The sequence below is a fragment of the Methylobacterium fujisawaense genome (assembly GCF_039619325.1).
In the GTDB taxonomy this organism is placed as follows: Bacteria; Pseudomonadota; Alphaproteobacteria; order Rhizobiales; family Beijerinckiaceae; genus Methylobacterium; species Methylobacterium fujisawaense.
This window is the reverse complement of the sequence record NZ_CP155000.1, coordinates 3,952,498-3,975,021: the sequence shown is the minus strand read 5'-3', so window position 1 is coordinate 3,975,021 and position 22,524 is coordinate 3,952,498. Positions and strand designations below refer to the sequence as shown.

General features: G+C 66.6%; 22 protein-coding genes and 2 pseudogenes. 10 read left to right on the top strand and 14 right to left on the bottom strand.

The features are described 5' to 3' along the window. Positions 1 to 32: 32 nt before the first annotated feature. The 3 genes from ABC766_RS18815 to ABC766_RS18805 form a co-directional block, all read right to left on the bottom strand. Positions 33 to 746: a DUF6065 family protein gene (locus ABC766_RS18815; RefSeq protein ID WP_342143859.1), complete on the bottom strand. Its 714-nt coding sequence runs from the start codon at positions 744 to 746 to the stop codon at positions 33 to 35. Positions 747 to 1,193: 447 nt separating this feature from the next. After that, a complete protein-coding gene (locus ABC766_RS18810; protein ID WP_342143858.1) occupies positions 1,194 to 2,300 on the bottom strand; it encodes a ring-opening amidohydrolase in 1,107 nt (368 codons plus the stop codon). Between the two features lie 352 nt (positions 2,301 to 2,652). Then, positions 2,653 to 3,561, bottom strand: a complete 909-nt coding sequence (locus tag ABC766_RS18805) for a LysR substrate-binding domain-containing protein (RefSeq protein WP_043356184.1) — start codon at positions 3,559 to 3,561, stop codon at positions 2,653 to 2,655. Positions 3,562 to 3,649: 88 nt separating this feature from the next. Here ABC766_RS18805 and ABC766_RS18800 point away from each other — a divergent pair, with 88 nt between their 5' ends. Continuing rightward, complete coding sequence (locus tag ABC766_RS18800) at positions 3,650 to 4,093, top strand: PACE efflux transporter (protein WP_342143856.1); 444 nt, start codon at positions 3,650 to 3,652, stop codon at positions 4,091 to 4,093. A gap of 96 nt (positions 4,094 to 4,189) precedes the next feature. Here ABC766_RS18800 and ABC766_RS18795 read toward each other — a convergent pair whose 3' ends face one another. The 9 genes from ABC766_RS18795 to ABC766_RS18755 form a co-directional block, all read right to left on the bottom strand. Beyond that, a complete protein-coding gene (locus ABC766_RS18795) occupies positions 4,190 to 4,969 on the bottom strand; it encodes a hypothetical protein (protein WP_345819220.1) in 780 nt (259 codons plus the stop codon). A 372-nt stretch (positions 4,970 to 5,341) separates the two neighbouring features. After that, on the bottom strand, positions 5,342 to 6,397 hold the full coding sequence (locus tag ABC766_RS18790; RefSeq protein WP_345819219.1) for an SLAC1 anion channel family protein: 1,056 nt from the start codon (positions 6,395 to 6,397) through the stop codon (positions 5,342 to 5,344). A gap of 41 nt (positions 6,398 to 6,438) precedes the next feature. Then, positions 6,439 to 7,233, bottom strand: a complete 795-nt coding sequence (locus ABC766_RS18785; RefSeq protein ID WP_043352356.1) for an SDR family NAD(P)-dependent oxidoreductase — start codon at positions 7,231 to 7,233, stop codon at positions 6,439 to 6,441. 13 nt (positions 7,234 to 7,246) lie between these two features. After that, positions 7,247 to 9,469: a xanthine dehydrogenase family protein molybdopterin-binding subunit gene (locus tag ABC766_RS18780; protein WP_345819218.1), complete on the bottom strand. Its 2,223-nt coding sequence runs from the start codon at positions 9,467 to 9,469 to the stop codon at positions 7,247 to 7,249. Between the two features lie 10 nt (positions 9,470 to 9,479). Continuing rightward, positions 9,480 to 9,926: a (2Fe-2S)-binding protein gene (locus ABC766_RS18775; RefSeq protein ID WP_345819217.1), complete on the bottom strand. Its 447-nt coding sequence runs from the start codon at positions 9,924 to 9,926 to the stop codon at positions 9,480 to 9,482. 103 nt (positions 9,927 to 10,029) lie between these two features. Continuing rightward, entirely contained in the window at positions 10,030 to 10,986 is a 957-nt protein-coding gene (locus ABC766_RS18770; protein WP_043352351.1) for a helix-turn-helix domain-containing protein, read from the bottom strand. Between the two features lie 85 nt (positions 10,987 to 11,071). Then, entirely contained in the window at positions 11,072 to 11,473 is a 402-nt protein-coding gene (locus ABC766_RS18765) for a DUF302 domain-containing protein (protein WP_345819216.1), read from the bottom strand. After that, complete coding sequence (locus ABC766_RS18760; protein ID WP_345822864.1) at positions 11,425 to 11,628, bottom strand: hypothetical protein; 204 nt, start codon at positions 11,626 to 11,628, stop codon at positions 11,425 to 11,427. The genes ABC766_RS18765 and ABC766_RS18760 overlap by 49 nt, the downstream gene beginning before the upstream one ends. Next, on the bottom strand, positions 11,628 to 11,816 hold the full coding sequence (locus ABC766_RS18755) for a hypothetical protein (RefSeq protein ID WP_345822863.1): 189 nt from the start codon (positions 11,814 to 11,816) through the stop codon (positions 11,628 to 11,630). Before ABC766_RS18755 ends, ABC766_RS18760 begins: the two co-directional genes overlap by 1 nt. Between ABC766_RS18755 and ABC766_RS18750 the strand changes: the two are divergent. Next, a pseudogene (locus ABC766_RS18750) lies at positions 11,777 to 12,211 on the top strand (transposase); the annotation flags it as partial. The gene ABC766_RS18755 and the pseudogene ABC766_RS18750 sit on opposite strands and share 40 nt — an antisense overlap. A gap of 1,535 nt (positions 12,212 to 13,746) precedes the next feature. Further along, positions 13,747 to 15,000, top strand: a complete 1,254-nt coding sequence (locus ABC766_RS18745) for an NAD(P)/FAD-dependent oxidoreductase (RefSeq protein WP_345819215.1) — start codon at positions 13,747 to 13,749, stop codon at positions 14,998 to 15,000. A gap of 322 nt (positions 15,001 to 15,322) precedes the next feature. On the opposite strand, the gene ABC766_RS18740 is transcribed toward ABC766_RS18745, so the two are convergent. Next, positions 15,323 to 16,291, bottom strand: a complete 969-nt coding sequence (locus ABC766_RS18740; RefSeq protein ID WP_345819214.1) for an SDR family NAD(P)-dependent oxidoreductase — start codon at positions 16,289 to 16,291, stop codon at positions 15,323 to 15,325. Between the two features lie 136 nt (positions 16,292 to 16,427). Here ABC766_RS18740 and ABC766_RS18735 point away from each other — a divergent pair, with 136 nt between their 5' ends. After that, positions 16,428 to 17,087 (top strand): TetR/AcrR family transcriptional regulator, encoded by a 660-nt coding sequence (locus ABC766_RS18735; RefSeq protein ID WP_345819213.1) that lies wholly within the window; start codon positions 16,428 to 16,430, stop codon positions 17,085 to 17,087. A 274-nt stretch (positions 17,088 to 17,361) separates the two neighbouring features. Further along, entirely contained in the window at positions 17,362 to 18,804 is a 1,443-nt protein-coding gene (locus ABC766_RS18730) for an aldehyde dehydrogenase family protein (protein WP_345819212.1), read from the top strand. Between the two features lie 69 nt (positions 18,805 to 18,873). Here ABC766_RS18730 and ABC766_RS18725 read toward each other — a convergent pair whose 3' ends face one another. Continuing rightward, complete coding sequence (locus tag ABC766_RS18725; protein WP_345819211.1) at positions 18,874 to 19,842, bottom strand: LysR family transcriptional regulator; 969 nt, start codon at positions 19,840 to 19,842, stop codon at positions 18,874 to 18,876. A 121-nt stretch (positions 19,843 to 19,963) separates the two neighbouring features. On the opposite strand from ABC766_RS18725, the gene ABC766_RS18720 reads away from it, so the two are divergent. The 5 genes and pseudogenes from ABC766_RS18720 to ABC766_RS18700 all read left to right on the top strand — a co-directional run bounded on the left by ABC766_RS18720 (position 19,964) and on the right by ABC766_RS18700 (position 22,517). Beyond that, positions 19,964 to 20,851, top strand: coding sequence for an alpha/beta hydrolase (locus ABC766_RS18720; protein ID WP_345819210.1), 888 nt, complete (start codon positions 19,964 to 19,966; stop codon positions 20,849 to 20,851). Positions 20,852 to 20,880: 29 nt separating this feature from the next. After that, positions 20,881 to 21,102 (top strand): annotated as a pseudogene (locus ABC766_RS18715) (alpha/beta fold hydrolase); the annotation flags it as partial. Positions 21,103 to 21,203: 101 nt separating this feature from the next. Then, positions 21,204 to 21,434 carry a hypothetical protein gene (locus ABC766_RS18710; protein WP_345819209.1) on the top strand — a complete coding sequence of 77 codons (231 nt, stop codon included), beginning with the start codon at positions 21,204 to 21,206 and terminating at the stop codon, positions 21,432 to 21,434. Next, the gene (locus tag ABC766_RS18705) at positions 21,431 to 21,859 is read left to right on the top strand and encodes a DUF302 domain-containing protein (RefSeq protein ID WP_345819208.1); all 429 of its coding nucleotides are present in this window, start codon (positions 21,431 to 21,433) and stop codon (positions 21,857 to 21,859) included. Before ABC766_RS18710 ends, ABC766_RS18705 begins: the two co-directional genes overlap by 4 nt. 106 nt (positions 21,860 to 21,965) lie before the next feature. Continuing rightward, entirely contained in the window at positions 21,966 to 22,517 is a 552-nt protein-coding gene (locus ABC766_RS18700) for a cytochrome P460 family protein (RefSeq protein WP_427902247.1), read from the top strand. Positions 22,518 to 22,524 lie beyond the last annotated feature (7 nt).

Below are 22,524 nucleotides of genomic sequence, written 5' to 3'. Positions count from 1 at the left end.
GGCGGGGTGGATGGTTCCCACCCCGCCCGGCCTCACCGCTGGCTCTTGGCGGCGCCCAGGATGCGCCGGTAGGTTCCGTCGAAGACCGTGTGGGTCGCCGAGGTCCACTGCGAGTCCGCCGCCAGCGTCTCGCGGCTGGCGTAGATGCGCCGCGATTGGAGTTCGCGCTCGGCCGCCTCTTCCTCGGACATGGGCACAAGCTCGAAGTCGGCCTCGGCCGGGACGACGGTGACCTGCATGAACGGCTCGTCTTTCCGGAACACGTGGGTGCGGCCCTCGTCCGGGGACTTGAACACCATGAAGTACATCATCGGCCACCAGTGCCGGATCAGGGCCGGTACCGCGACCGGCACGGTTCCGGTCCGGTCGGTGTAGAAGCGAGGGTGGGTCTCGGTCTTGATCGCCCAACCTTCATCCACCTTTAGGTCGATGAGGATCTGGTAGGTGTAGTAGGCGTCGCCGAAGCTCCGGAACGGCGGCCCTTGCGGCCCTGGTTCGCCGGGCTCGGCGAACGCTCCCTCGAAGACCAGCTTTCCGTCCCGAGTGCTCACGCGCAGCTCGCTGTCGTAGGGGTAGAACAGCTCGATCCCGCCCTTGGCCGCCTCCGAAAAGGGGATGCAGTGCCAGGCATATTCCTGCGAACCGTTCGTGCGGGGCTCGGGATCGCCCGCCCAACCGGGGATTTCCAAGCGCGTCCGCCGGGGGCGCAGACCCGACTCCATCAGCCTGACTTTCACCTGTCGCATTCTCGACCGTCCCTTCGATGTCGCCCATGAAGATAGGGGAATCGGAGGTACGGTTCGGCGTGAAGCACCACCATGTGATCGCACGCGTGGCTTTGCCGACAAACCGCGCCGCCACGACGCTGAAGACCTTCAATGTTAGACGCGCTCCCGCACTTGGGTCGAAACGGAAGTGGCCCTGGGAGTTCGGTGCGGCCGACGCAGGGGCGGACGCCGGTCGTGATGCAGGTCTCCGGGCGGCTCGCAGAGCTTCGAGGGTCGCCGATGCGTAGCCTGCCAGGACGGCCCGCTTGTATGCACGAACTGTCCAAAAGCGGACTAGCAGGTATCCAGCCATCGGAGGCAGTCGGAGGCGCGTTGGCGCCGCGGGAGCTGGCCGAGCGCTACCAGCTTGCTTTGGGGAATGGCCCTCAGCAAAGCGGACGCACTTCTGCAGCCCCGCGCACGGCTTCAGTCCCTCACGCGGGCGATGACCGCTACCGGCCCGCCGCCATCCGGCCCCTGATGCTCAGCGCCGCCGGAGACGAACAGGTCCGTCCGGCCGATCGCCGCAGCGGCCACGCCGCCGACCAAGGCGCGGGCGTGCCGGGTGGCGTTGATATCGCTGTCGTCGTTCATGATGTGGCGACGTCCCCGGATCAGGCCGTCATGGGAGGGCTCGGCTTTGGCGAGCAGGGCGATCACGCGCTCCGAGTCATGAGGCGGCAACTGCCCCGCTTCCAGGAAGCCGAGGTCGGTGAGCACCCCCCGAATCGCGGGCAGGTCGATGCCGTCGTCCATGACCCGGTGGGCGATGGCGAGCGGGCCTGTCCAGCCCTGGGAGTTGCCGAGCACGATGATCTCGTTGCGCATCAGCTCGATCCCCGCCGAGCAGCTGGCGCGGCCGGAGAAAAGATCGCGTCGGGTGCCGATGGCGGAATCCGTAAGATGTTCGCGGTCGACCTCCCCGAGGGCGAGGGCGATGCCGAGCGCCGAGGCGCCGCGGGATAAGCCCATCGAGGCGTAGGTGTCGTGTGTGGCAACGCCGTGGCCCCGGGCGGCCGCCTCGGCGATCCGAGCGCTCGTCAGGAGCGGGCACTTCACCTGCACGAAATGCACGTCGGCGGGATCGGTGAGCCCCGCCTCTGCCATGGCCCGGCCGACCGCCGCCGCAGTCGCCTCGACCTGCGCCATCCGGCCGATCTCCTCCGCCCGGAACGCCTGGGTGAAGGCCGTGCCGATGGCGAGCGCCTTGCCCACCGGCACCGCGGGGCCGTCACGCCGGGCGAGGACGAGGAAGTGCGGCGACAGCCCGCCTTCGGTGCCGCCGGACATGACGAGGGCGATCCGCGCTCCGACCTCCGCCGCCGTGCAGCCGAGGGCGGTGGCGAGTGCCGTCTCCAGGGCCATCACCGCAAGCTGCCGGGTGAAGTCATTCACGCAGCCGTTGCCCTCGGTCTTGCCGAAGATCGCGACAATCTCGGTCACCTCCACCGCCCCGGAAGCGACGAGGCCCATCACCTGGGAGACGTCGGCGGGATGCTGCGCGGGCACGCGGAAGACGAGGCATTCGGGCATGGGGGCACCGGGGTGGAATAAGAAGGGGCGCCGCCCTTCCATTGGGGGCAAACCCATCGTCCGGCCGCGCGCCCAGCGACGACAGGGACCGACACGATCGGGTGGCCAGCAGGGGCAAGCACAGACCGGACCATCTTCGGAGAGTCCCTGAGCCTTCTACCGCGCGGGACGAGCAATTCGTCGATCGGCTCCCGACTCCGAACCAGCACATTGGCCCGATCTGCAGTAGAAGCAGACCGTCTCGAGACCACTCCATGCCGCCGTTCCGGAAGCGACCCTACCCAGTCGTCCAGTCAGCCGTCAGCGGTTTCCGAAAGCGGCCATTCGCCGGCTGTCCAGCAGCGCTCTTCCCTCAGCCTGTTCGGCTGCCTCCTGACAAACTGCCGACCCGTTCCGCCGCGAAGCGCTCGCGGAGCCATGCCGCGGCGGGGCCGCAGGGGCGCTGCTTGTGCCAGACCAATTCCAGGGCGATCGGCCAGTCGCCTTTGTCGAACTGCAGGTCCGGAGTGACAAGGTATGGCGCGGTCAGGGACGCGGCGATGACGTGATCGGTGACAAAGGCCCAGCCGATCCCGTGCTTCACCATTTCCAGAATGACCCAGTGGCTCTCCACCCACCACACCTCGGCCGCCACACGCAGACGGCGCTTCTCCGGCCCGTCGCTGCGCGCGGCGACGAGGATCTGGCGGTGGCGCTTGAGCTCTTCCCAATCTACACGCGCCTTCGCCAGCGGATGGTCGCGCCCGCAGACGAGCTTCAGGGGCACCCAGCCGATGGTCTGAAAGCCGAGCTCTGTGGGCAGCACCTCCTGACGCCACATCACGCCTAGGTCGGCGGCTCCGGACTGGACCATGCGGCTGACATCCTCCATCAGCGGGAAGAGCAGCTCCAGTTCCACGAAGGGGAAGCGCGCGGCGAAGTCGGCGAACAGAGCGCCGAGGGCATGCTCGGGATAGAGTTCGTCGATGGCAACAACCAGCCGGCTCTCCACCCGCTGTTCCAAGCTGCTCGCCACGCCGATGAAGTGCTCCCTCCGGTCGAGCACGACCCGCGCCTCCAGCAGCAGCCGCTCCCCTGCCAAGGTGAGCACTGGGTTCCTGCCCGTCCGGCTGAACAGGGTGAGACCCAAATCCGCCTCAAGGTTCGCCACCTGTGTACTGACGGCCGACTGCGCCTTGCGCAGCACCCGGGCCGCCCCAGAAAACGATCCGGCCTCGGCCGCCGCGACGAAAGCCTGAAGTTGGTCGAGAGAGACGGCCACCTATCTGACTTCCAGATGCCTTCTAACTTGTTGGTCGACGTATCACAGATAGAAGGCAGCGGACCAGAGACGCTTTCCAGGCAAAATTATGCGCAGCACACGCGACCGTATCCGCCACGCCATCCTGTTCGAGGTTGTCGGGCTCGCCCTCATCATTCCGCTCGGGACCATGCTGTTCGGCCTGCACGCCTCCGACATGGGCGTGATCGGCATCGGCAGCGCCCTTGTGGCGACGGCGTGGAACTACGCCTACAACCTCGGCTTTGATCAAGCGATGCAGCGGCTGGTCGGGCACACGCGCAAGAGCCTCGTCCTACGGGTCGGTCACGCCGTGCTGTTCGAAGCGGGGCTGCTCCTGATCCTGCTGCCCCCGATCGCTTGGTACCTCGGCATCGGCCTCTCCCAGGCCTTCGTCATGGATATCGCGATCGCGGCCTTCTACGTGGCCTACGCCTTCCTCTTCAACCTAGCCTACGATCGAACCTTTCCCCTGCCGGACTGGAGCGCGGTCGCAGCAGAGCCTTCCCGCTGAGCAAGTCCGAAACGCGCATTCGCCGTCCAGAAGCAGACGGGCAGAAAACCACCCCGAGCGGCTCTTGCAGCTTGCGATCGCTCGCGAAGAAAGCTGTCAAGCATAGGCGCCCGACCGGATTGCATGCAGCCCGATCGGGAACTCCGCCGGCACCGGTAGGCCGAGCGGCGACATGCGCCCATGCACTAGGCAGAGCATCGCGAGCGGCACGTCGAGGATGATCGGCATCGAGCCGTCGTAAGTGTCCCTGACGAGACAGAGGTGGTAACGCCGGTCACTCGGCTCCCCATGGGGATTGTCGATCAGGTCGGCGGTGGCCGCAGCCTCGAGCGCATCCTCTACGACCGCCCAAGAGAACAACGGATCAGCCGCAGCGATGGCCGCGGCGTTGAGCCGTGCCAGATCGGAAACGAAGCTGAACACGAGATCCGCACCCGCGCGGTCGCTCGCAAACCAGCGGGCGCGCGGCGGACCGACCTCGCCATCGCCCAGTACGGGGTCGAAGGGGCGGTGCGGGACCCAGCCGGCAAGCCACGCATCGATCCGTCGACCCTCCGCCAGCGCTGCTTCGTCGCCCTTCAGCACGGCAGCTCCGTCAAGCCCTTCTCGGGCGAGCCAAGAGACGAGGACGGCGATCCGGTTGGGGTCGCGGGCGAGAAACTGGGCTAGGTTCTCGGCGCGTTGCTCCGGCATCAGTCCCCTGGGATCACCGCGATGGAGCGGCGTGTCGGGCGGGTAGTCGCCAAGCCGAGCCGAGAGAAGGGCATAGGGTTCGCCGGGCGCATCCCCAGCTGTCATATTGGAATGCGCCGCGACGCCAGGGCCACGCTGTTCGGACGACCTACGGTTGCTGAGCCAATCGAAGATGCCGGGCATAGCTCCGATCTTACAACAGGCGCCCGACGAGACCACCAACCACCGCGCCGAAATCTGCGCTGCTGAATGCCCAGAAGCAGGTCCCTTGGGAGCTGGCACGGCGTCGGAAGCGGGCACGGCAGCGACGTCCGCTTTGATGCTTCTCCGTCCAAAAGCGGACCGTCGCGAAACCACCCCGAGCCGCCGTTCCGGAAGCGACCCAACGCAGTCCTTTAAGAGCGTTTGTGCGGCTCCTGTAACCGAACGCCAGTTCCGCCTCTAAGCTGGCAGTGACGCGCCCTTTGTGGCCACACAGCCAGCTCTCGCAGCCTCTCAAATGTGGACGTTCAAACTCTTCGGCGCGGGTGAGCCGGGACCTGTCGCCCTCGCCGGTCATTGCGCCAGCGTGCGCAGCTCCCCGCGGGCGAGTCCGACGAGGGTCCGGGCGAGCAGCCATCCGATCACCGCCGTTGCGAGCGTGAGCAGGCCGACAGCGAAGATGTCGATCGCCGCGCCCGGTTGCGCCGTCGCGACCCGCAAGGTCGCGACGGATGCTGCGGCGAGGGGGAAGCTCACGCCCCACCAAGACACGCGGAAGGGGCAGCTCCGCCCGAAGCGGGCAAGCTTCGGCAGCAGTACGGCGAGGAGGAACACGGCGACCGCGAAGAGCGCCTCCGCAAACAGATCCACCGTTCCCGTCGTGGCCACATATGCCGAGAACCCCACCGCGAAGGGCGCAACGAGGATCAGGAGCGACGGCTGCAAGGCGGCAGGGAGCGGGGGCTCGAACAGCAGGCGGGACAGGATCAACGTGAACAGGGGCACGGCGAAGAACAGTCCCACGGCCAGTGAGAACACCATCACGCCCGGCATCGGCGGCAGGCCCAGAACCGGAAGGGCAAGGGGCACGTCGAGGAGGCCGACGACCGGCACAATCCAGGCCGGCGTCGCATGCGCGGTCTGCTGCCGGTCGCTCAGCCATCGGGTCACGACCCACCACGCGAAGAGGGTCATGCCGAGGGCACCCACGATCCAGAGCAGGCGCGCGAGGGTGAGGCTCAAGGGCGCCAGGGGGATCGGCAGGAGGAGCAGGCTGATCAGCGGCGTGCCGAACAGGTTGCCCGCGATGGGATGGCGGAATTCGGCCTTCACCGCCGGGGCGGCGATGACAGCCTTGGTGCCGTAGCCCGCCGCGAGGGCGACAAAAGCGGCGCAGGCCATCAGCCCGATGGATTTGCCGAGCCAGAGGGGGACGCCGTACCGGGTGTGCGCCATCGTCCAAGCGACACTCAGGCCGGTCAGGCCCATCACCGCCGCAAACAGGCCGATGGGCAGGGCCTCCACCTGCCGCCAGCCGCCCGGACCCTTCGGTCGCTCCGGCGGACGATGGGCGATCAGGGTGGCTTCGGAGTCCGACGTGCTCTGCTCTTCCAAGACGACCTGCAGCATCGAACGTTCGTCCTCCACGCAGGCCCCGTAGGCCAGTGCTGTCAGCCGAAACCGTATCGGGCGGCTGGCGCCCGGCGAGACAGGTTCGGGCCGAGATGGAACCGGGCGGCCTCGAAGGCCTGCCAATCGGCAGGATCCGGCAGAGAGGGTATCGTCACAACCTCGCCCGCGTCGAGCCCGGCAAGGGCCGCCGCCACGAGGTCGCGGGCTTCCATGATCATCTCCGCGGGGATCTGCCCGATATCCGCGCCTGCCCTGTCGAAGAACTCGGTGCGGGTGACGCCGGGCAGCACTGCCTGGAGCTGCACGCCTTTGCCGCCGATCTCGGCCGCGAGCCCCTGCGTCAGGGCGAGCACGAAGGCCTTCTGGGCGGCGTAGCCGGCGTTGAAGCGCTCCGGGATGAGGGCCACGACCGAGGAGACGTTGACGATGGCGCCCCTGCCGCGGTCTGCGAAGGCCTTCGCCGCCGCGAAGGTCAGGGTCTGCAAGGCCCGGACGTTGAGGTCGAGCATCCCGTCGTAGAGATCCGCAGGACTGTCGAGCGACGGCCCGAGAGGCCCGAGCCCGGCGCAGTTCACGAGGAGCGCGAGGCGCGCGTCCGTGGCGACGCGATCCCGGACCGTTGCGAGGTCCGCTGGTCGCGTCAGGTCGGCGGGCAGGACCTCGACGGCCACGCCGGTCGCCTGCCCGATGCGCTCGGCCGCCGCCCGCAGGCGGGCGGCGTCACGGGCAACGAGGACGAGGTCGTGGCCTCTGGCGGCCAATTGATCGGCATAGGTCGCGCCGATCCCCGACGATGCGCCCGTGACGAGGGCCGTGCCTGTGTGCGGTGTCATGGTCAAAACCTCGTCAGGCAGCGGTGAGCTTGCTGTTGGCGACCGGCAGCGCGCGGATCCGCTGCCCGGTGAGCGCCGCGATGGCGTTGAGCACGGCGGGCGGCACGCCCGGCAGGCCTGGTTCACCGACCCCGCCCATCGGCGCGCCGCTCTCGACGATGCGCACATGGACTTTCGGCATGTGTTCCCGCCGCAGGACAGGATAGGTGTCGTAGTTCTGCGATTGCCGCACGCCGTCCCGGTAGACGATCTGCTCGAACAGCACCGAGGACAGGCCGAGCGCCGCCGCCGATTCCACCTGCGCCTTGACGATGGCCGGGTTCACGATGCTGCCGGGGTCGAAGGCGATCCAGAGGTTGTGGACGCGGGCTTCGCCGCCCTCCACTGACACCTCCGCGATGGTCGCCGTCTCCGATCCGAAGGGCGAGGCCATGGCGAGGCCGCGGGCGCGCATCACGCCCTCCGCGCGGTAGGGCCCGCGCTGCCAGCCGCCGGACATCTCGGCCACCGTCGAGAGGAGGGTGCGGTGCCGGGCGCTGCCCTGGAGGAGCGCCATGCGCAGGGCGAACGGATCCTGCCCGCCGGCCTGGGCGACCTCGTCCAGGAAGCTCTCGTAGAACGCATCGTTCATCGAGTGCCCGACCGAGCGCCAGAACGCGATGTTGACCGGATGGGCGACCTTCGTGAAGGTCATGCGCCGGTTGGGCACGGCGTAGGGCTTCTCGACGATGCCCTCGACCGCCGACGGGTCGACGGGCGTCTGCATCATCATGCCGAAGTAGCGACCGATCGGGCCTTCCCCGACCGTGCGCGCCTCGATCGCCGTCGGCTGGCCCGAGGCGTCGAGGGCCGCGCGGAAGCGGCTGAAGCTCAGGGGGCGCACGGCGTCGCGGCTGAATTCCTCCTCGCGCGACCACAGCACCTTCACGGGGCGGCCGGTAGCCCTGGCGAGCAGGATCGCCTGCGGGAACGGGTTGCCGGCGTCGTAGGTGAAGTGCCGGCCGAAGAAGCCGCCGAGCATCGGCGAGTGGATGCGGACCTGGGCCGGCTGCAGCCCGGCGACCTTCGCCGACACGGCCTGGAACACCTCCGGCATCTGGTTCGGAAGCCAGACATCGAGGGTTCCGTCACGGTCGAAGCGCGCGATCGCCGAGGGCGGTTCGAGCTGCGCGTGGGCGAGGTAGGGGGCTTCGTACTCCGCCTCCACCACCTTGGCGGCCTTGGCGAAGGCGCCAGCCACGTCGCCCTCTTCCTCGGCCACATGGCCCGGATCGGCCGAGGCCTTGAGGGCCGCGAGCATGCCGTCGGACGAGAAATCCGCAGCGACCGTGTCGATGCCGCTGGGCTTGGCGGCCGACCATTCGACCTTCAGCGCCTCGACCGCCTTGCGCGCCCGCCACCAGCTGTCGGCGGCGACCGCCACGGCGCCGGGCACGCGGTGCACCGAATGGACGCCTGGCATGGCCCGGATTTCGGCCTCGTTCGCGAGACTCATCGGCTCCGTGCCGAGGCGCGGCGCGTGCTGCACGGCGGCGTAGAGCATGCCCTCGACTGTCTGGTCGATGGCATAGATCGCCCGGCCGGTGGACTTATCGCGCACGTCGAGGCGAGGGACCGGCTGGCGGATGTAGCGGAATGTCTTGGGATCGCGCAGCGGAACGGTATCGTTCGGCTTCAGCTTCAGGGCATCGGCAGCGAGGTCGCCGTAGGACAGCGAGCTGTTCGTAGCCGCGTGCAGCACGACCCCGTCGCGGGTGGTGAGTTCGCCGTCCTGCACCTTGAGCCGGGCCGCCGCCGCGCGGATCATCAGGTCGCGGGCGGTGGCGCCGAGGCGGCGCATGGTCTCGTAGCTCGACCGGGTCGAGAAGCTGCCGCCGGTCATGCGGATGCCGTTGACGACGGCGTAGTCCGGTCCGGGCGGCGCGCATTCCACGACGAAGCGGGAGGGCGGCACGTCGAGCTCCTCGCCGACGATCTGCGCCATGCCGGTGGCGATGCCCTGGCCGCCCTCCACGAAGGGGCTGAGCAGCCTGATGGTGCCGTCCGGGTGGATCTCCAGGAAAGCGGCCACCCGCGTCCCCGGCTTAGGCGCGAGGGCACCGGCGCCCTCGGCGGGACCCTGCGCCTCGGCGCGGACCGCGCGCGCCGGCAGGAGGGCACTGAGGACGAGGGCGCCTCCCGCACCGGCAAGGAAGCGGCGGCGGGAGGGGGCTGCCGGGTGGAGGAGCGGGTGCATGGCGGGCTCCTCAGGCAGCGGCCTGCCGCACGGCGGCGGCGATGGCGTTGTAGGTTCCGCAGCGGCACAGGTTCGTCATCGCCTCGGCAATTTCGCCGTCGGTCGGGTGCGCGGTCTGCTTCAGCAGGGCGGTGGCGGCCATGACCTGGCCGGACTGGCAGTAGCCGCATTGCGGCACCTGCAGCGCGACCCAGGCCTCGACGACCTTCCGGCCGACGTCGTCCTGCTCGATTGCCTCGATGGTCGTGACGGCCTGGGTGCCGACGCTCTCTAAAGGCACCTGACAGGATCGCGTCGCCTGTCCGTCAAGATGGACCGTGCAGGCCCCGCATTGGGCGATGCCGCAGCCATATTTTGTGCCGGTCAGGCCGAGCGTATCCCGTAGGACGAAAAGCAGCGGAGTATCGGGCTCGGCGTCGACGGAATAGTGGCGACCGTTAATCGTCAGGCTCACCATGACCGCGACTCCCCGACAGTAAGTAGACCCTAAGGCCATGCTTAAGCAGAGGTCTCGGCACCCACTACGTCATATTTGCCTCGTTTTCGGACATGCCGCCGCGTCAGACGACGGCGAGCGGACCCGCAGTCCGGCGGATCGCCCGCGGGACGTCGCCCTGGACACGCAGGAATGCCCGGCGCATCCGCTCGCGGTTGGCGAAGCCGGCCGCGGCGGCGATCTGCTCGATGGGCAGGCGGCTCTGCTCCAGCATGTGCTTGGCGGCCTCGACGCGCATGGCCTCGACGGCCTTGGCCGGCGAGACGCCGGTCTCGGTCCGGAAGGCCCGGGTGAACTGGCGTGGGCTGAGGCAGGCGACCGCCGCGAGATCCTCGGTCGTCAGCGGACGCCGCAGGTTCTGGCGCGCATAGGCGAGGACGCTCTGGATCCGGTCGCTCGGCGCGTCGAAATCGAGCAGGGCCGAGTGCTGGGCCTGGCCCCCGGCGCGACGGCGCTCCATGACGAGGCCCCGCGCCACGGTGCGGGCCACCTGCCGGCCGTGGTCGCGCTCGACCATGGCGACGGCGAGATCGATGCCCGCCGACATGCCGGCGGAAGTCCAGAGATTGCCGTCCGCGACGTATATCTTGTCAATGTCGAGGGCGCAGTCGGGGTAGCGCGCGCGGAACTGCGGCGCGTAGCGCCAGTGGGTCGTGGCGCGCCGCCCGCTCAGCAGGCCGGCATCGGCCAGGGCGAAGGCGCCGAGGCACAGGCCCGCCAGGCGCCGCGTGGAACGGGCCGCCTCCCGCAGGTAGGCGACGAGATCTGGGCTCGGCTCGGGCAGGCTGATGCCCGCGGCGACGATGATCGTGTCGAAGGCGGACGGCTCGCTCAGCGGCTCGGTCTCGACGGCAGGGCCGGACCCCGAGCGAAGGAGCCCGCCCGCCTCCGACAGCACGTGGATGTCGTAGGTCGTGTCGGCGACGTATCGATTGGCCACGGCGAAGGGCGAGGTCACGGCCAAGCCCATGAAATCGAAATCCGGGCAGAGCACGAGCCCGATGCGGCGGACGCCAGCCATTGCGGAAACCTTTCAACTGTTTCCCATCGTGCGCCGCGTGGAAGCCGAGGCTGGGCCGATCCGCGACGCATACAGGGGCCTGACTTCATTCGGCAGCCGCAGTGAGCACGCGCCTGAGGAGCTCATCCAGTTTGCCGGCGACGCCATCGACCTGCGGATTCCCGAACTGGCCGAAGGTACCGACCGGACGGTCGTACTCGAAGGCAATCTTATCGTCGTCATCCTCACGCAGAAGTACCCGGATCGGCGCGTACAAGGCGGCCGAGAGGGCGTGCCGGGTCATCGACGCAGCCGTCAGCGGATTGCCGATGTCGTACTGGACGGCCTTCCGGCTCAACCCAGCGGTGAGCAGCCCATCGCCATGGTCCCGAGAGCCGAAGATCGAGAGAGGCGTCTGCCGTTCAAGGAGATCGCGCGCCTCATCCACCTTCCCGGCTTTCAAGAACTTGATGTAATCGCGGTCGATGACGGGTACCGAAGCCTCCAAGGCGGATCGGACCGCTTGTCGGAGCCGAGCAGGGCCTGGGCGCCGTATTGCAGGGCCACGGTGCCGACCGTCACGACCGCGTCGCCGACGACGAGTTCGGCGGTGGCGCCGAGCGCCAGCTCGCCGATCAGGGCGGCGCCGATCGCGGCCGGCATCAGACGCGCCAGGCCACGCGGGCCGGCCAGGGGCCGAGCGCGAGGCCGGCGGGGCTCTTCACCGCCCAGCCCAGAGGGCAGCGGATCGCGCAGGCCGGCCCGACGCGCGGGTGCGCCACGAGGCCGACGTCGCCGGTGCGCGGGGCTTCGGTGGTCGCGAAGCCGGATTCCGCCATCAGCGCGCGCACCACGGTCTCGAAGCCGCCGCGGCGGCGGACCGTCCGCAGGGCTCGTCATGCCCCGCTGTACCACCGAGGCGATGAACCTGCATCTGGCCGAGATCGCCAGGGCCGTCACCGCCGGTGCGCACGCCGTGCTGCTGCTCGATCGGGTTGGCTGGCACCTGACCCAGAAGCTCATCGTGCCGGCCAATATCACGCTGCTACCGCTGCCAGCGCGCTCGCCCGAACTGAACCCGGTCGAGAACCTCTGGCAGTTTATCCGTGAGAACTGGCTCGGCAACCGGATCTTTGCGTCATACGAGGCCATCCTCGATCAGTGCCGCGGCGCCTGGAACAAGCTCATGGACCAGCCCTGGCGCATCATGTCCATCGGCCGGCGGGCCTGGGCTCATGGGTTCTGATCAGTGAGAGTTGGTATAAATCCTCGCTGGAACGATCCTGCCGACCGCGTCCAGTAGCGCGGCTTTTCTCGGCGGCCATTCGCCAATTGAAGCCATGCGCCTTCGCAAATCCAGCCGGCCGCCGTCAGCTTCACCAGCACGCTCCGCGGTCGCGGGAAGCCCCATCAGCGGCGCTCGGAGGGACGAAAACTTCGGGGAAAGCTTAATAATTTTGATCCATTTACAGCCGCCCGTAACAATTTACGAATTTGAGCGGTCGCAAATTGAATTATTAGGAAGAAACGGCAGCTCTATAACAAGCCTGTGAATAAACAAAACAACGATGGATGCACTATCCTTCGGTGATTTTCCACATCCGGTCACCGGTAAAGCGTCACGACAACGCTGTTATTATCCGATTATAGTCTCAAATATCCAATAAACGAGGATTAACTCAAGCGTTCATCCTTGCGATCGTTCGACTGTGCGCGAGGTTTACTAGGACCAGATGCGACCGTCGCGCTCCATCGCGGAACTCTATACATCTTGCGAAAATCGTCTTATAGCAATAAAAAATTGTCATACGAAGTAAATTTGATGATATTCTATCGAATAATATTCGATAGATCGATTCGAGGGAGCGGACAGCGACACATCCGGCACCAGTCAAATATTATTTGCCGATCTCGATTGCCTGGATCATCAGGCCATTCAATCTGCCCGTTCGAGCAAGAATTGGATCAACCCAATCACCGATTGCAGCTTGTCGAATCTCATTTGGCATGCATTAAATCGACGACTGATTTGATCGAATTGGCCCAAGTTGCGGTGCATTGTCGCGTTTTTGTAAAGCAGTTATATATTGGAAGCGATTTACGGCCTTCAGAATCACGTCACTCAATATTTAAAAATCGCTCCAAATCAAAGATCGTCTAAAATTTGTTTCCTTGGAGCAAGACATGCAAAATCTGAAATTTCCGGCGGCATTCATCTTAGGGATCCTCATCACAACGCCGGCATTGTCAAAAGAAGATCCGATGGACACCCAGAGATGCATTTGGGCCTGCATGGCAAACACGCCGGATTGGAGCGGACGAAACTTCAAGGCGTATGAGCGTTGCACCAGAAACAACTGTAGCGGAAAAACATCACGCCATAGGCGATCGAGAGGTTGAGTAGATCTCCGTCACCGACATATCCATCACACGCGGCCTCGTTCGTCTGCCACAAACATCGAGGCTGACCAGTACCGATGGCCAAGCTGACTCAGAGAGGAAACGTCCGCTTCGGGGCAAAAGGCCGGGATCTGGTCGTTACCTTGCGCTGAAGGTGCCGGACGGCTGCCATGGGTGTGCAGCGACAGGACCGCCGAGAGTGCATGTCCGCAGGTCAGCAGACCAGCAGCGATCGCTGGAAACGGAGTGCGCCGCGCCGTCCGCTTGCGATCCATCCCAGCGATGGCCTCAGTCCAGTTAAGGCCCCACGTGAATTCTACGGCCGCCACTCACGATCTGCTATCATTGTTTTGAATAGACCGGATGCGGGGGCAGCTCCCAATGGCCAAACGCACCATCTTCGTCGTTGGCGGCGGCTTTGCCGGCCTCTGGAGCGCAGCGGCTGCTGCCCGGGCGCGCGTCGAACTCGGGCTGACAGACCAGGTCGCGATCACCCTTGTCGCGCCAGATCCGTTCCACTCTATCCGGGTGCGATGCTACGAGACCGACCTCACGCCCCTGGACGTGCCACTGGACGAGGTGCTCGATCCCATCGACGTCGACCGGATCGAGGGCAGCGTGACCAAGATCGACGCCGCCGGTCGTCGTCTGATGGTGCGCGTCCCGGACAAACCTGACCCGATAGCGCTCGAATACGACAGGTTGATTCTCGCCGCCGGGAGCCGGCTGACCCGGCCGCCGATACCAGGCGTCGATCTGGCTTGCGACGTTGATACGCTTGGCGGCGCGCGCCAGCTCGCGAGCCACCTCCGAGACTTGGGCCGCTGCGGATCGAGGCCGGACCAAGTTGGCCGCTGGACCGCCGTCGTGATCGGCGGTGGTTTGGTCGGGATAGAACTCGCCTGCGAGTTGCCTGCTCGCCTCGCGGCTGCCCGCGATCGGGCCGGAGCAACTGGCCCAGCTCGCACGCTGCTGGTCGACCGCTCTGTCGAGGTTGGGTCCACGATGGGCGGAGCCGCAATGCCGGCGATTCGACAGGCTCTCGCCGCAGCTGCCGTCGAATGCATCAGCGGCACCGGCGTTGCCACGATCGATTCGACGGGCGTGACGCTCAGTGATGGAACGTACATCCCGGCGCTGACGGTCATCTGTGCCACGGGCATGCGGGCAAATCCCCTCGCCGAGGATTTAGACGTGACGCACGACGCACTCGGTCGGTTGCCCGTGGACGCGATGATGCGGGTCATCGGGATTTCGGCCGTGTTCGCGGCCGGCGACGTGGCCGTGGCCACAGCCGACGATGCGGGACACACCACGGTGATGTCTTGCCAACACGCGCGCCCGATGGGTCGTTTCGCAGGGAACAATGCAGTCTACGATCTCGCAGGACGGTCGGATCTTTGCTTGCCGTTCGCGGCACCTGATTACGTAACTGTGCTCGATCTCGGCGCGTGGGGGGCAGTCTACACGTCGGGCTGGGATCGCGACCGCCTAATTGCCGACGGAGCAGCGGCCAAAGCTACCAAGCGCCTCATCAATGGCAGCCGCATCTACCCTCCCCTCACACGCGACGCCGCTTCGATTCTGGCAGCGGCCGCGCCCGTGATCCAGGCGCGCCCCGCGACAACCGGCTAGAAGCCCCATTTGCAAAACCCGCTCTTTCGACTGATCTCGGTTTTCCTGCAGACCCACGCGCGTGTCCCGTCCGGGAGACGAGTGGTAACTGGGCCGCTGCGCGAAAGCCGACGGTCCGGATTGCGCCTCGAACCGAAGCTGCCAAGCGGCCGCTGAATGGCTGCGTTCGGAACGCGCCGACGACTGTCAGCAGGGCCGGCATGGGTCGGAGCGGGAGGACCACGCAGGGTTGATTTCTACCTGTCCGCTTCGAGGCGCCAGATTTCAAAGGCGGACATCCGATGTTCGGCTTGGTCCGGCCCGGAGGTGCCGGGTTGCAGTATCAGAACCGTTCGCCGACCATGTCCTCGCTTCTAGCCCAGAGCGCACGCGCGCGTTCGGGATCCAAAGCGTAGGAGCGCACGCCCTCGCTGACGGGCGTGATCAACCCGTCGGTGATCTCGGACACGTGGCAGTTCTCGCAATAGCGGCCGCCGACGGCCTCCGCCGCCGCCACGAAAGCCGCCCAAACTGATGTGGCAGCTCCTTGAGGGATGGTTTTCCACGCAAATGCCGGCTTGCCGGCCGCAGCGAGGTCGGCGTTGATCCGCTCGACCGACTGGGCGACAGCGCCCTGGCCCAAATGCCGGCCGAGTTCGGTCTCGATGCCGCCGGGGTGCAAAGCTGTCCCCCGCACGCCGCGCGTCCTGTGCCGCCGGTCGAACTCCACCGCGAACTGGATGTTGGCCGTCTTCGAGCGCCCGTACGCGACCATCGGGTCGTAAGGCGTACGCTCGAAGCCCGGATCGTCCAGATCAGGTCCCGCGTAGCGATGACCGGACGAGGCGACCATGACCAGCCGGCCACCGTCCCGGATCGAGGACGCGATCCGGTTCACGAGCACGAAGTGGCCGAGGTGGTTCGTGCCGAACTGCGTCTCAAAGCCGTCGATCGTGCGACTCAGCGGCGTGGCCATGACGCCGGCATTGGCGATGACGACGTCGAACGGCCTGCCGTCCGCCAGCAACGCGTCGGCGCAGGCACGGACGCTGGCCAGCGAGGCGAGGTCGAGCGTGACCAGTTCGAGACTTCCGCCATGCGCCGCCTGATCGCGGACTACGGCAGTCGCCGCCGCGGCCTTGGCGAGATCCCGCGCCGTGCCGACGACATGCGCCCCGTGCGCCGCGAGGGCGCGGGCCGTCTCCACGCCAAGCCCGGCCGAGACGCCTGTGACGAGCACGCGCTTTCCGCTGAGATCGACGCCGGCGAGCACCTCTTCGGTGGTCGAGGTCGCTCCGAATGTTGCGGCCATGGTGCTCTCCTTGTCGGTGGACACACCTCGCCCGTCGCCCGCGACGCCATTGTTCGCCGGCCTCCGAGTCGATAAGAGGAGGTTGCCTCCGTTTAAATACGGAGTGACCCTCCGTTTAGCAAGAGGCGCTTCGCCCGTGGACGACGAGGAACCTCGTGAGACAGCCCGCAGGCCGCGCGCCGACGCCCAGCGCAATCGCCTCAGGCTGCTCGACACGGCCAAGACGACTTTCGCCGAGAAGGGCGCGGCCGCTGGTCTGGAGGAGATCGCGCGCGCGGCAGGCGTGGGGGTCGGCACGCTCTACCGTCATTTCCCGACCCGCGACGCCCTGATCGAGGCGGTCTACCGGAATGAGACCGCACATCTCGCCGAGGCCGCGGAACGGCTCACAGCCACCCGTTCCCCGACTGAGGCCTTGCGGGAATGGATGCTGGTGTTCGTCGACTACATGGCGACCAAGCAAGGCATGTCCGAGGCCCTCAATGCGGTGGCCGACGGGCCGGCCGGCCTGTATGCGGCATCCGGCGCCCAGATTAAGCAGGCCATGGCCATGTTGTGCGACCGCGCGGTCGCTGCGGGGGAGATCCAACTGGGCATGGAGCCGCTCGACCTGCTGCGGGCGGTGGCCAGTGTGGCCAACATCAGCTCCGGGCCGGACCGGAGGCAGTCGGCCATGCGCCTCGTCGATATCTTGGTCACCGGTCTTGAAAAGTCCGGTCGCGACGAAGCGGGACGCTCGATTGCGGCCCGGGCCAAGGGCGCCCCCCATCGCCAATCTCGCCGATCAACGCCGTGAACGCGTGGATCCGGGCGGGAGGCGTGCTGCGATTGGGTCACCACCGTCCCGGTATGGTGATGCCGGGGCCGTGCTCCTTCCGCCGACCGGATCCCTTCGGAGCGGCCGAGAAGCCCTTGGCGCGCCTCCCGGCGTCACACCGCTCGATCGAGGGGTCGCTTTCAACGACGACACGGCTTGGTTTCCACACCGAGATCGCCCTATGCCCGCTCCCATGACGACGACCCTCGCGCGCCTCGTATCGGGAACTCCTGTGCCTTTTGGCGGTGACCGCGTGACCGTGATCACGCCGGAACTCGCGGAGGCCTTCCAGCCCGGTGACCATCTGCTGGTCCTGCAGGAGACCGGAGACCTCCTCCACGTCCCGGCGGCTCAGATCGCCTTGGCCGCCGCCGCGGTGGACCGTGCGCATGCCGCCTTCATGGCGATGTCGGCCGTACCGGATCAGGCGATTGAGCGGTTCTTCGACCGGTTCGCCGCGCTCCTCGATGACCCTTCGGCTTGGCATGCCATCGCCGAGGCGAACCGGCAGGATGTCGAGCGCGCCCAGAGTGGCGGCCGTTCGACGACCCGGCTCGTCGCCACCAACCGGATGCGGCAGGATATGATCGCGGGCCTGCGGGCGTGGCGAGACAGCGAGACGCTGCGCGGTCGGGTCGTCGAGCGCATCGACCATCCCGGCTGGACCATCGCGCAGGTGGCGGCACCGCTCGGGGTGGTCGGCTTCGTCTTCGAGGGGCGCCCGAACGTGCTCGCCGATGCAGCGGGCGTCCTGCGCAGCGGCAACACGGCCGTCTTCCGCATCGGCAGCGACGCGCTCGGCACCGCACAGGCCATCATGCGGCACGCCCTCGTTCCCGCGCTCGATGAGGCCGGCCTACCGCCCGGAGCCATCTCGCTCGTGGAGAGCGCGGAACGGTCGACAGGCTGGGCCCTCTTCGCTGACCGTCGGCTCTCGCTGGCGGTGGCGCGCGGGTCGGGTCGGGCCGTCGCCCAGCTCGGGAGCGTCGCACGACAGGCCGGCACGGCGGTGAGCCTGCACGGAACCGGCGGTGCGTGGATGGTTGCCGATCGCGATGCGGATGCGGAGCGCTTCTCCGCGGCTGTCGACGCGTCTCTGGACCGAAAGGTCTGCAACACCCTGAACGTGTGCTGCATCCATCGCGCCCGGGTGACGGATCTGGTGCCGGTTTTCCTGGCGGCCCTGGAATCCGCCGGCCGCGCACGCGGCTTCGGATGCAAACTACACGTGGTGGCAGGCGACGAGACCGTCCTGCCGGACGGCTGGCGTACCGCCACCGTCCGCGTCCGGCGCGCCGAAGGCGAACGCACCGAGCCGCTGACGGAGATCCAGTCCGAGGACGATCTCGGACACGAGTGGGAATGGGAAGACACGCCCGAGGTCAGCCTGAAGATCGTGGATGATCTCGATCACGCGGTGACGCTGTTCAATCGCCACAGCCCGCGTTTCGCCGCATCGTTGATCAGTCAGGACCCCGAGGCGCATCGGCGCTTCTACGACACGGTGAACGCGCCCTTCGTGGGCGACGGGTTCACCCGATGGGTCGACGGGCAATACGCCCTGAACCAGCCCGAGCTCGGGCTGTCGAACTGGCAGAGCGGCCGTCTCCTCGCCCGGAGTGCCATCCTGTCCGGAAGCGGTGTCTACACGCTGCGCAGCCGCGTCACGCAGGACGATCCGCGGTTGAGGCGGTGAAGGATTGGAACGCCGCGAGATCCACGCCGCGACCAATCATGGATATCTCGACGGCCGGCCGGCGGCATTTCAATTCGGCGTCAATCTCCGGCGCGAGACCTCGGCGTCGAGCCGGTCCCGGGAGGAATGGCGGTCCTTGGGGTGCAACCGGGTGCAGTCGAAGTCGGCCTTGAGGCGGAAGGCGGCGAAGTCCATGAAGGCCCGCACTTTGGCGAGCGACATCCTGTCCGGTAGCGTGATGAGATGTACGGGCACCGGAGGCGGCTCGGCCTCGGGAAGCAGAACGACCAAGCTGCCGCCCGTGACTTCGTGCTGGATCTTATAGGAGAAGATCCGGGCGATGCCCTCGCCGTCGACCGCCGCGCTGACGGCGGCCTCGTCGGTGTTGACCATCAGGCGCGGCTTGACCCGGACCGTCCGGGGAATTCTGGCTCCGTCTAAGGGCGGGAAGCTCCAGATATCGTCCGGACTCGTGGGCTCGATACCAATGAAGTCGTGCTGCGCCAGATCGGACAGGGACCTGATTGGCGGCCGGCCCGCCAGATACTTCGGCGACGCACACAGAACGCGGCGCACCTCGCCGATGCGTACCGCTATCACGTTGGACTCCTGCAACGGGGCGATCCGGAGCGCGACATCGATGCCCTCATCGAGGAGGTTCGTCATCCGATTGAGCAGCAGGTAGCGGACCTGCATTGCAGGGTATGCCTTCAGGAACTCACCCACGACCGGGCGCAAAACCCGTGTCCCGAACATCACCGGCGCCGTGACGGTCAGGACGCCGCGCGGGGCAACCCGGTTCCCGGTAACGGCGAGGTCGGCTTCCTCCAAATCCGTCAGCACCCGACGGCAGACGGCGGCGTATCGCTCGCCGGCCTCGGTCAACCGCAATCGTCGTGTCGTCCGGTGCAGGAGCTGGGCTCCGACATGGCTCTCAAGAGCCGCGATGGCCCGTGTCACGGCGGCGGGCGAACGATTGAGGCGTCGGCCAGCGGATGCGAGGCTCCCTTCGTCCAGGGCGGTGACGAACACCCGCATCGCATCGAGACGGTCGATCATTGTTCCGCCCCGCGAAATCAGCGATTTCGCAGTTTAGATGTTCTGCTGTCGATCGCAATACGTTAAATTCGATCAAGTGATTTGATGCGAAGGGGGCTACGTGACCTATCTCACCAGCATTCCGGTCACCTATTACCGCGCAGCCCGGGTCGAAAACGTGAACGTCTTCTACCGGGAGGCGGGCCCGTCGGATGCTCCGGTCGTGTTGCTGTTGCACGGCTTCCCGACCTCGTCGCACATGTTCCGCAATCTCATTCCGCTTCTGGCGGACCGCTACCGTGTCATCGCACCCGACTACCCGGGCTTCGGCGGCAGCGATGCGCCCGACCACCGGGAGTTCGCATATACGTTCGCGCACTACACCGACATCGTCGACGGACTGCTCTCCCGATTGGGGGTGGACCGTTACGCCATGTACGTGATGGATTACGGGGCCCCGGTCGGCTATCGGCTCGCGCTCAAGCATCCCGAACGCGTCACCGCGCTGGTCGTCCAGAACGGCAACGCCTACGAGGAGGGGCTGAAGGCGTTCTGGGATCCCATCAAGGCCTATTGGCGCGAGGATACCCCGGAGCGGCGCGAGGCTCTTACGTTCCTCGTCGCGCCGGAAACGACGAAGTTCCAGTACGTCGACGGCGTGGCCGATGTAACCCGGATCGATCCGGACAACTGGCTGCACGATCAGGTGCTGCTCGACAGGCCGGGCAACAAGGATATTCAGCTCGACCTCTTCCGCGACTACGGCACCAACGTACCGCTCTACCCGCAATTCCAGGCCTTCTTTCGCGAGCGCAAGCCGCCGACGCTGATCGTCTGGGGCCGGAACGACACCATTTTCCCGGCCGACGGCGCGCATCCGTATCTGCGAGACCTGCCCGACGCCGAGCTGCATCTGCTCGATACCGGGCACTTCGCCCTCGAAGACAAGCTCGACGTCATGGCGCCCATGATTCGGGACTTCCTCGACCGTAACGTTGCCGGTCGCTGAGGTGCAGAGGGCACGCGAGGGGACCGCGAATGGGCACGATCACGGTCGAGGACGGCACCGAAATCTACTTCAAGGACTGGGGCGAGGGGTAAGCCGTGGTCTTCAGCCACGGCTGGCCTCTCAGCGCCGACGCCTTCGAAGATCAGATGTTCTTCCTCGGCCGCCAGGGGTACCGCTGCATCGCGCATGACAGGCGTGGGCACGGCCGCTCCAGCCAGCCCTGGACCGGCAACGACCGCGATACCCCGGCAGGGGCGGAAGGCTGGGGCGAGGGGGAACTGGCTGCCCTCGTCACGCGCGACACGATGATCGGCGTGGCGCCCGTCGGGGTCCCAATCGCCGGAGCCGACCGATGACCCAGACCGAGATGCTGCTGAAGCGGCTGCCGAACGACATCGGCGGCCTGGACGGTGAGCTCATTCAGCGGACCGAACACGAACTTGAGCCCTGGGAGAAACGCTGCCACGCCCGCGCCGACGTGCTCGACAACATCCTGTTCGCCAAACGTATTCTGACCCCGAGCGAACTGGCGGCCGAGATGGACGAGGTGGCGGCTCGCTGGGATCAGGAGCCTCGCCCATGACGGCCGGTTTCATCAAGCATGAGAGCCAGTTCCGGCCCGGCGAGACCATGGACAACCTTATCCGCGCCGTGGCGGAGCGCGGCCTGGCGGTCTTCCTCAGACTCGATCATGCGGCCGCGGCGGTCCAGGCCGGCCTCGATCTACGGCCGACCCAGCTGCTCGTGTTCGGCAGGGCGGAAGGCGGAACGCCTCTGATGCAGGCCAACCAAACCATCGGCGTTGACCTGCCCCTGCGCGCCCTCGTGTGGTGTGATCCGGCGGACCGGACTTGGGTCGGTTACGACGACCCCCTGTGGCTGGCGGAGCGTCACGGCTTGACGGACAGCAATCCGAGGCGTGCCGCAGAGGCTCTCTCGCGGCTGGTCGAGGCCTGCGTGCTACAGGCTTCTGGAGCCGACGCGGAGAAACCACGTGGAGCGCTTTGATTCGCGTGTGGCGGCATCTACTGAGGCCACTACACGGATCGGACGACAAATACCGGCGCTTTATCAATCGAGAAATGGTTCGGCACAGGGTCCAGGGGAGGACACCATGAGAACTGCGACGCTTCGATTAGGGGCCTGCATCATGGGCGCCTGCATCGGGGCCTTCACGCCATGGCCGGCTGGAAGCGCTGATGACGATGCTTCACCGATCTTCGGCATTCGACTCCCTGCAGGGTACCGCGATTGGCAATTGATCAGCGTGGCGCACGAAGCGGGTCAGCTCAACGACATTCGTGCCGTTCTCGGAAACGACATCGCGATCAAGGCATATCGGGAAGGAACGCGCCCATTCCCGGATGGCGCTATCATCGCGCGATTGGCTTGGGAGTATGTGTCGTCCGCAGAAAACGATGCGGTTTTCGGCCACACACAATCGTTCGTTCCCGGATCCCCGACGAACGTGCAGTTCAGCGTCAAGGACTCTGAAAAATTCGCCGATACGGGCGGATGGGGATACGGCCAATTCGAAGGAGGCAAGCCCAATCGGAGCGAAGACCTGATGAAGACCTGCGCGCCATGCCACGCTCGCGTCTCAGCAGACCGTGACTTTGTCTTTACACGCTGTGCACATTCAGAGCCGCCATTGGTGCGGCAATAAGATATTT

Excerpts from the sequence above, each read along its gene's own strand:
- ABC766_RS18815 (WP_342143859.1), bottom strand. The coding sequence starts at position 746 with ATGCGACAGGTGAAAGTCAGGCTGATGGAGTCGGGTCTGCGCCCCCGG.
- ABC766_RS18810 (WP_342143858.1), bottom strand. The coding sequence starts at position 2,300 with ATGCCCGAATGCCTCGTCTTCCGCGTGCCCGCGCAGCATCCCGCCGAC.
- ABC766_RS18800 (WP_342143856.1), top strand. The coding sequence starts at position 3,650 with ATGCGCAGCACACGCGACCGTATCCGCCACGCCATCCTGTTCGAGGTT.
- ABC766_RS18795 (WP_345819220.1), bottom strand. The coding sequence starts at position 4,969 with ATGCCCGGCATCTTCGATTGGCTCAGCAACCGTAGGTCGTCCGAACAG.
- ABC766_RS18790 (WP_345819219.1), bottom strand. The coding sequence starts at position 6,397 with ATGCTGCAGGTCGTCTTGGAAGAGCAGAGCACGTCGGACTCCGAAGCC.
- ABC766_RS18785 (WP_043352356.1), bottom strand. The coding sequence starts at position 7,233 with ATGACACCGCACACAGGCACGGCCCTCGTCACGGGCGCATCGTCGGGG.
- ABC766_RS18780 (WP_345819218.1), bottom strand. The coding sequence starts at position 9,469 with ATGCACCCGCTCCTCCACCCGGCAGCCCCCTCCCGCCGCCGCTTCCTT.
- ABC766_RS18775 (WP_345819217.1), bottom strand. The coding sequence starts at position 9,926 with ATGGTGAGCCTGACGATTAACGGTCGCCACTATTCCGTCGACGCCGAG.
- ABC766_RS18770 (WP_043352351.1), bottom strand. The coding sequence starts at position 10,986 with ATGGCTGGCGTCCGCCGCATCGGGCTCGTGCTCTGCCCGGATTTCGAT.
- ABC766_RS18760 (WP_345822864.1), bottom strand. The coding sequence starts at position 11,628 with ATGCCGGCCGCGATCGGCGCCGCCCTGATCGGCGAGCTGGCGCTCGGC.
- ABC766_RS18745 (WP_345819215.1), top strand. The coding sequence starts at position 13,747 with ATGGCCAAACGCACCATCTTCGTCGTTGGCGGCGGCTTTGCCGGCCTC.
- ABC766_RS18740 (WP_345819214.1), bottom strand. The coding sequence starts at position 16,291 with ATGGCCGCAACATTCGGAGCGACCTCGACCACCGAAGAGGTGCTCGCC.
- ABC766_RS18725 (WP_345819211.1), bottom strand. The coding sequence starts at position 19,842 with ATGCGGGTGTTCGTCACCGCCCTGGACGAAGGGAGCCTCGCATCCGCT.
- ABC766_RS18710 (WP_345819209.1), top strand. The coding sequence starts at position 21,204 with ATGACCCAGACCGAGATGCTGCTGAAGCGGCTGCCGAACGACATCGGC.
- ABC766_RS18705 (WP_345819208.1), top strand. The coding sequence starts at position 21,431 with ATGACGGCCGGTTTCATCAAGCATGAGAGCCAGTTCCGGCCCGGCGAG.
- ABC766_RS18700 (WP_427902247.1), top strand. The coding sequence starts at position 21,966 with ATGAGAACTGCGACGCTTCGATTAGGGGCCTGCATCATGGGCGCCTGC.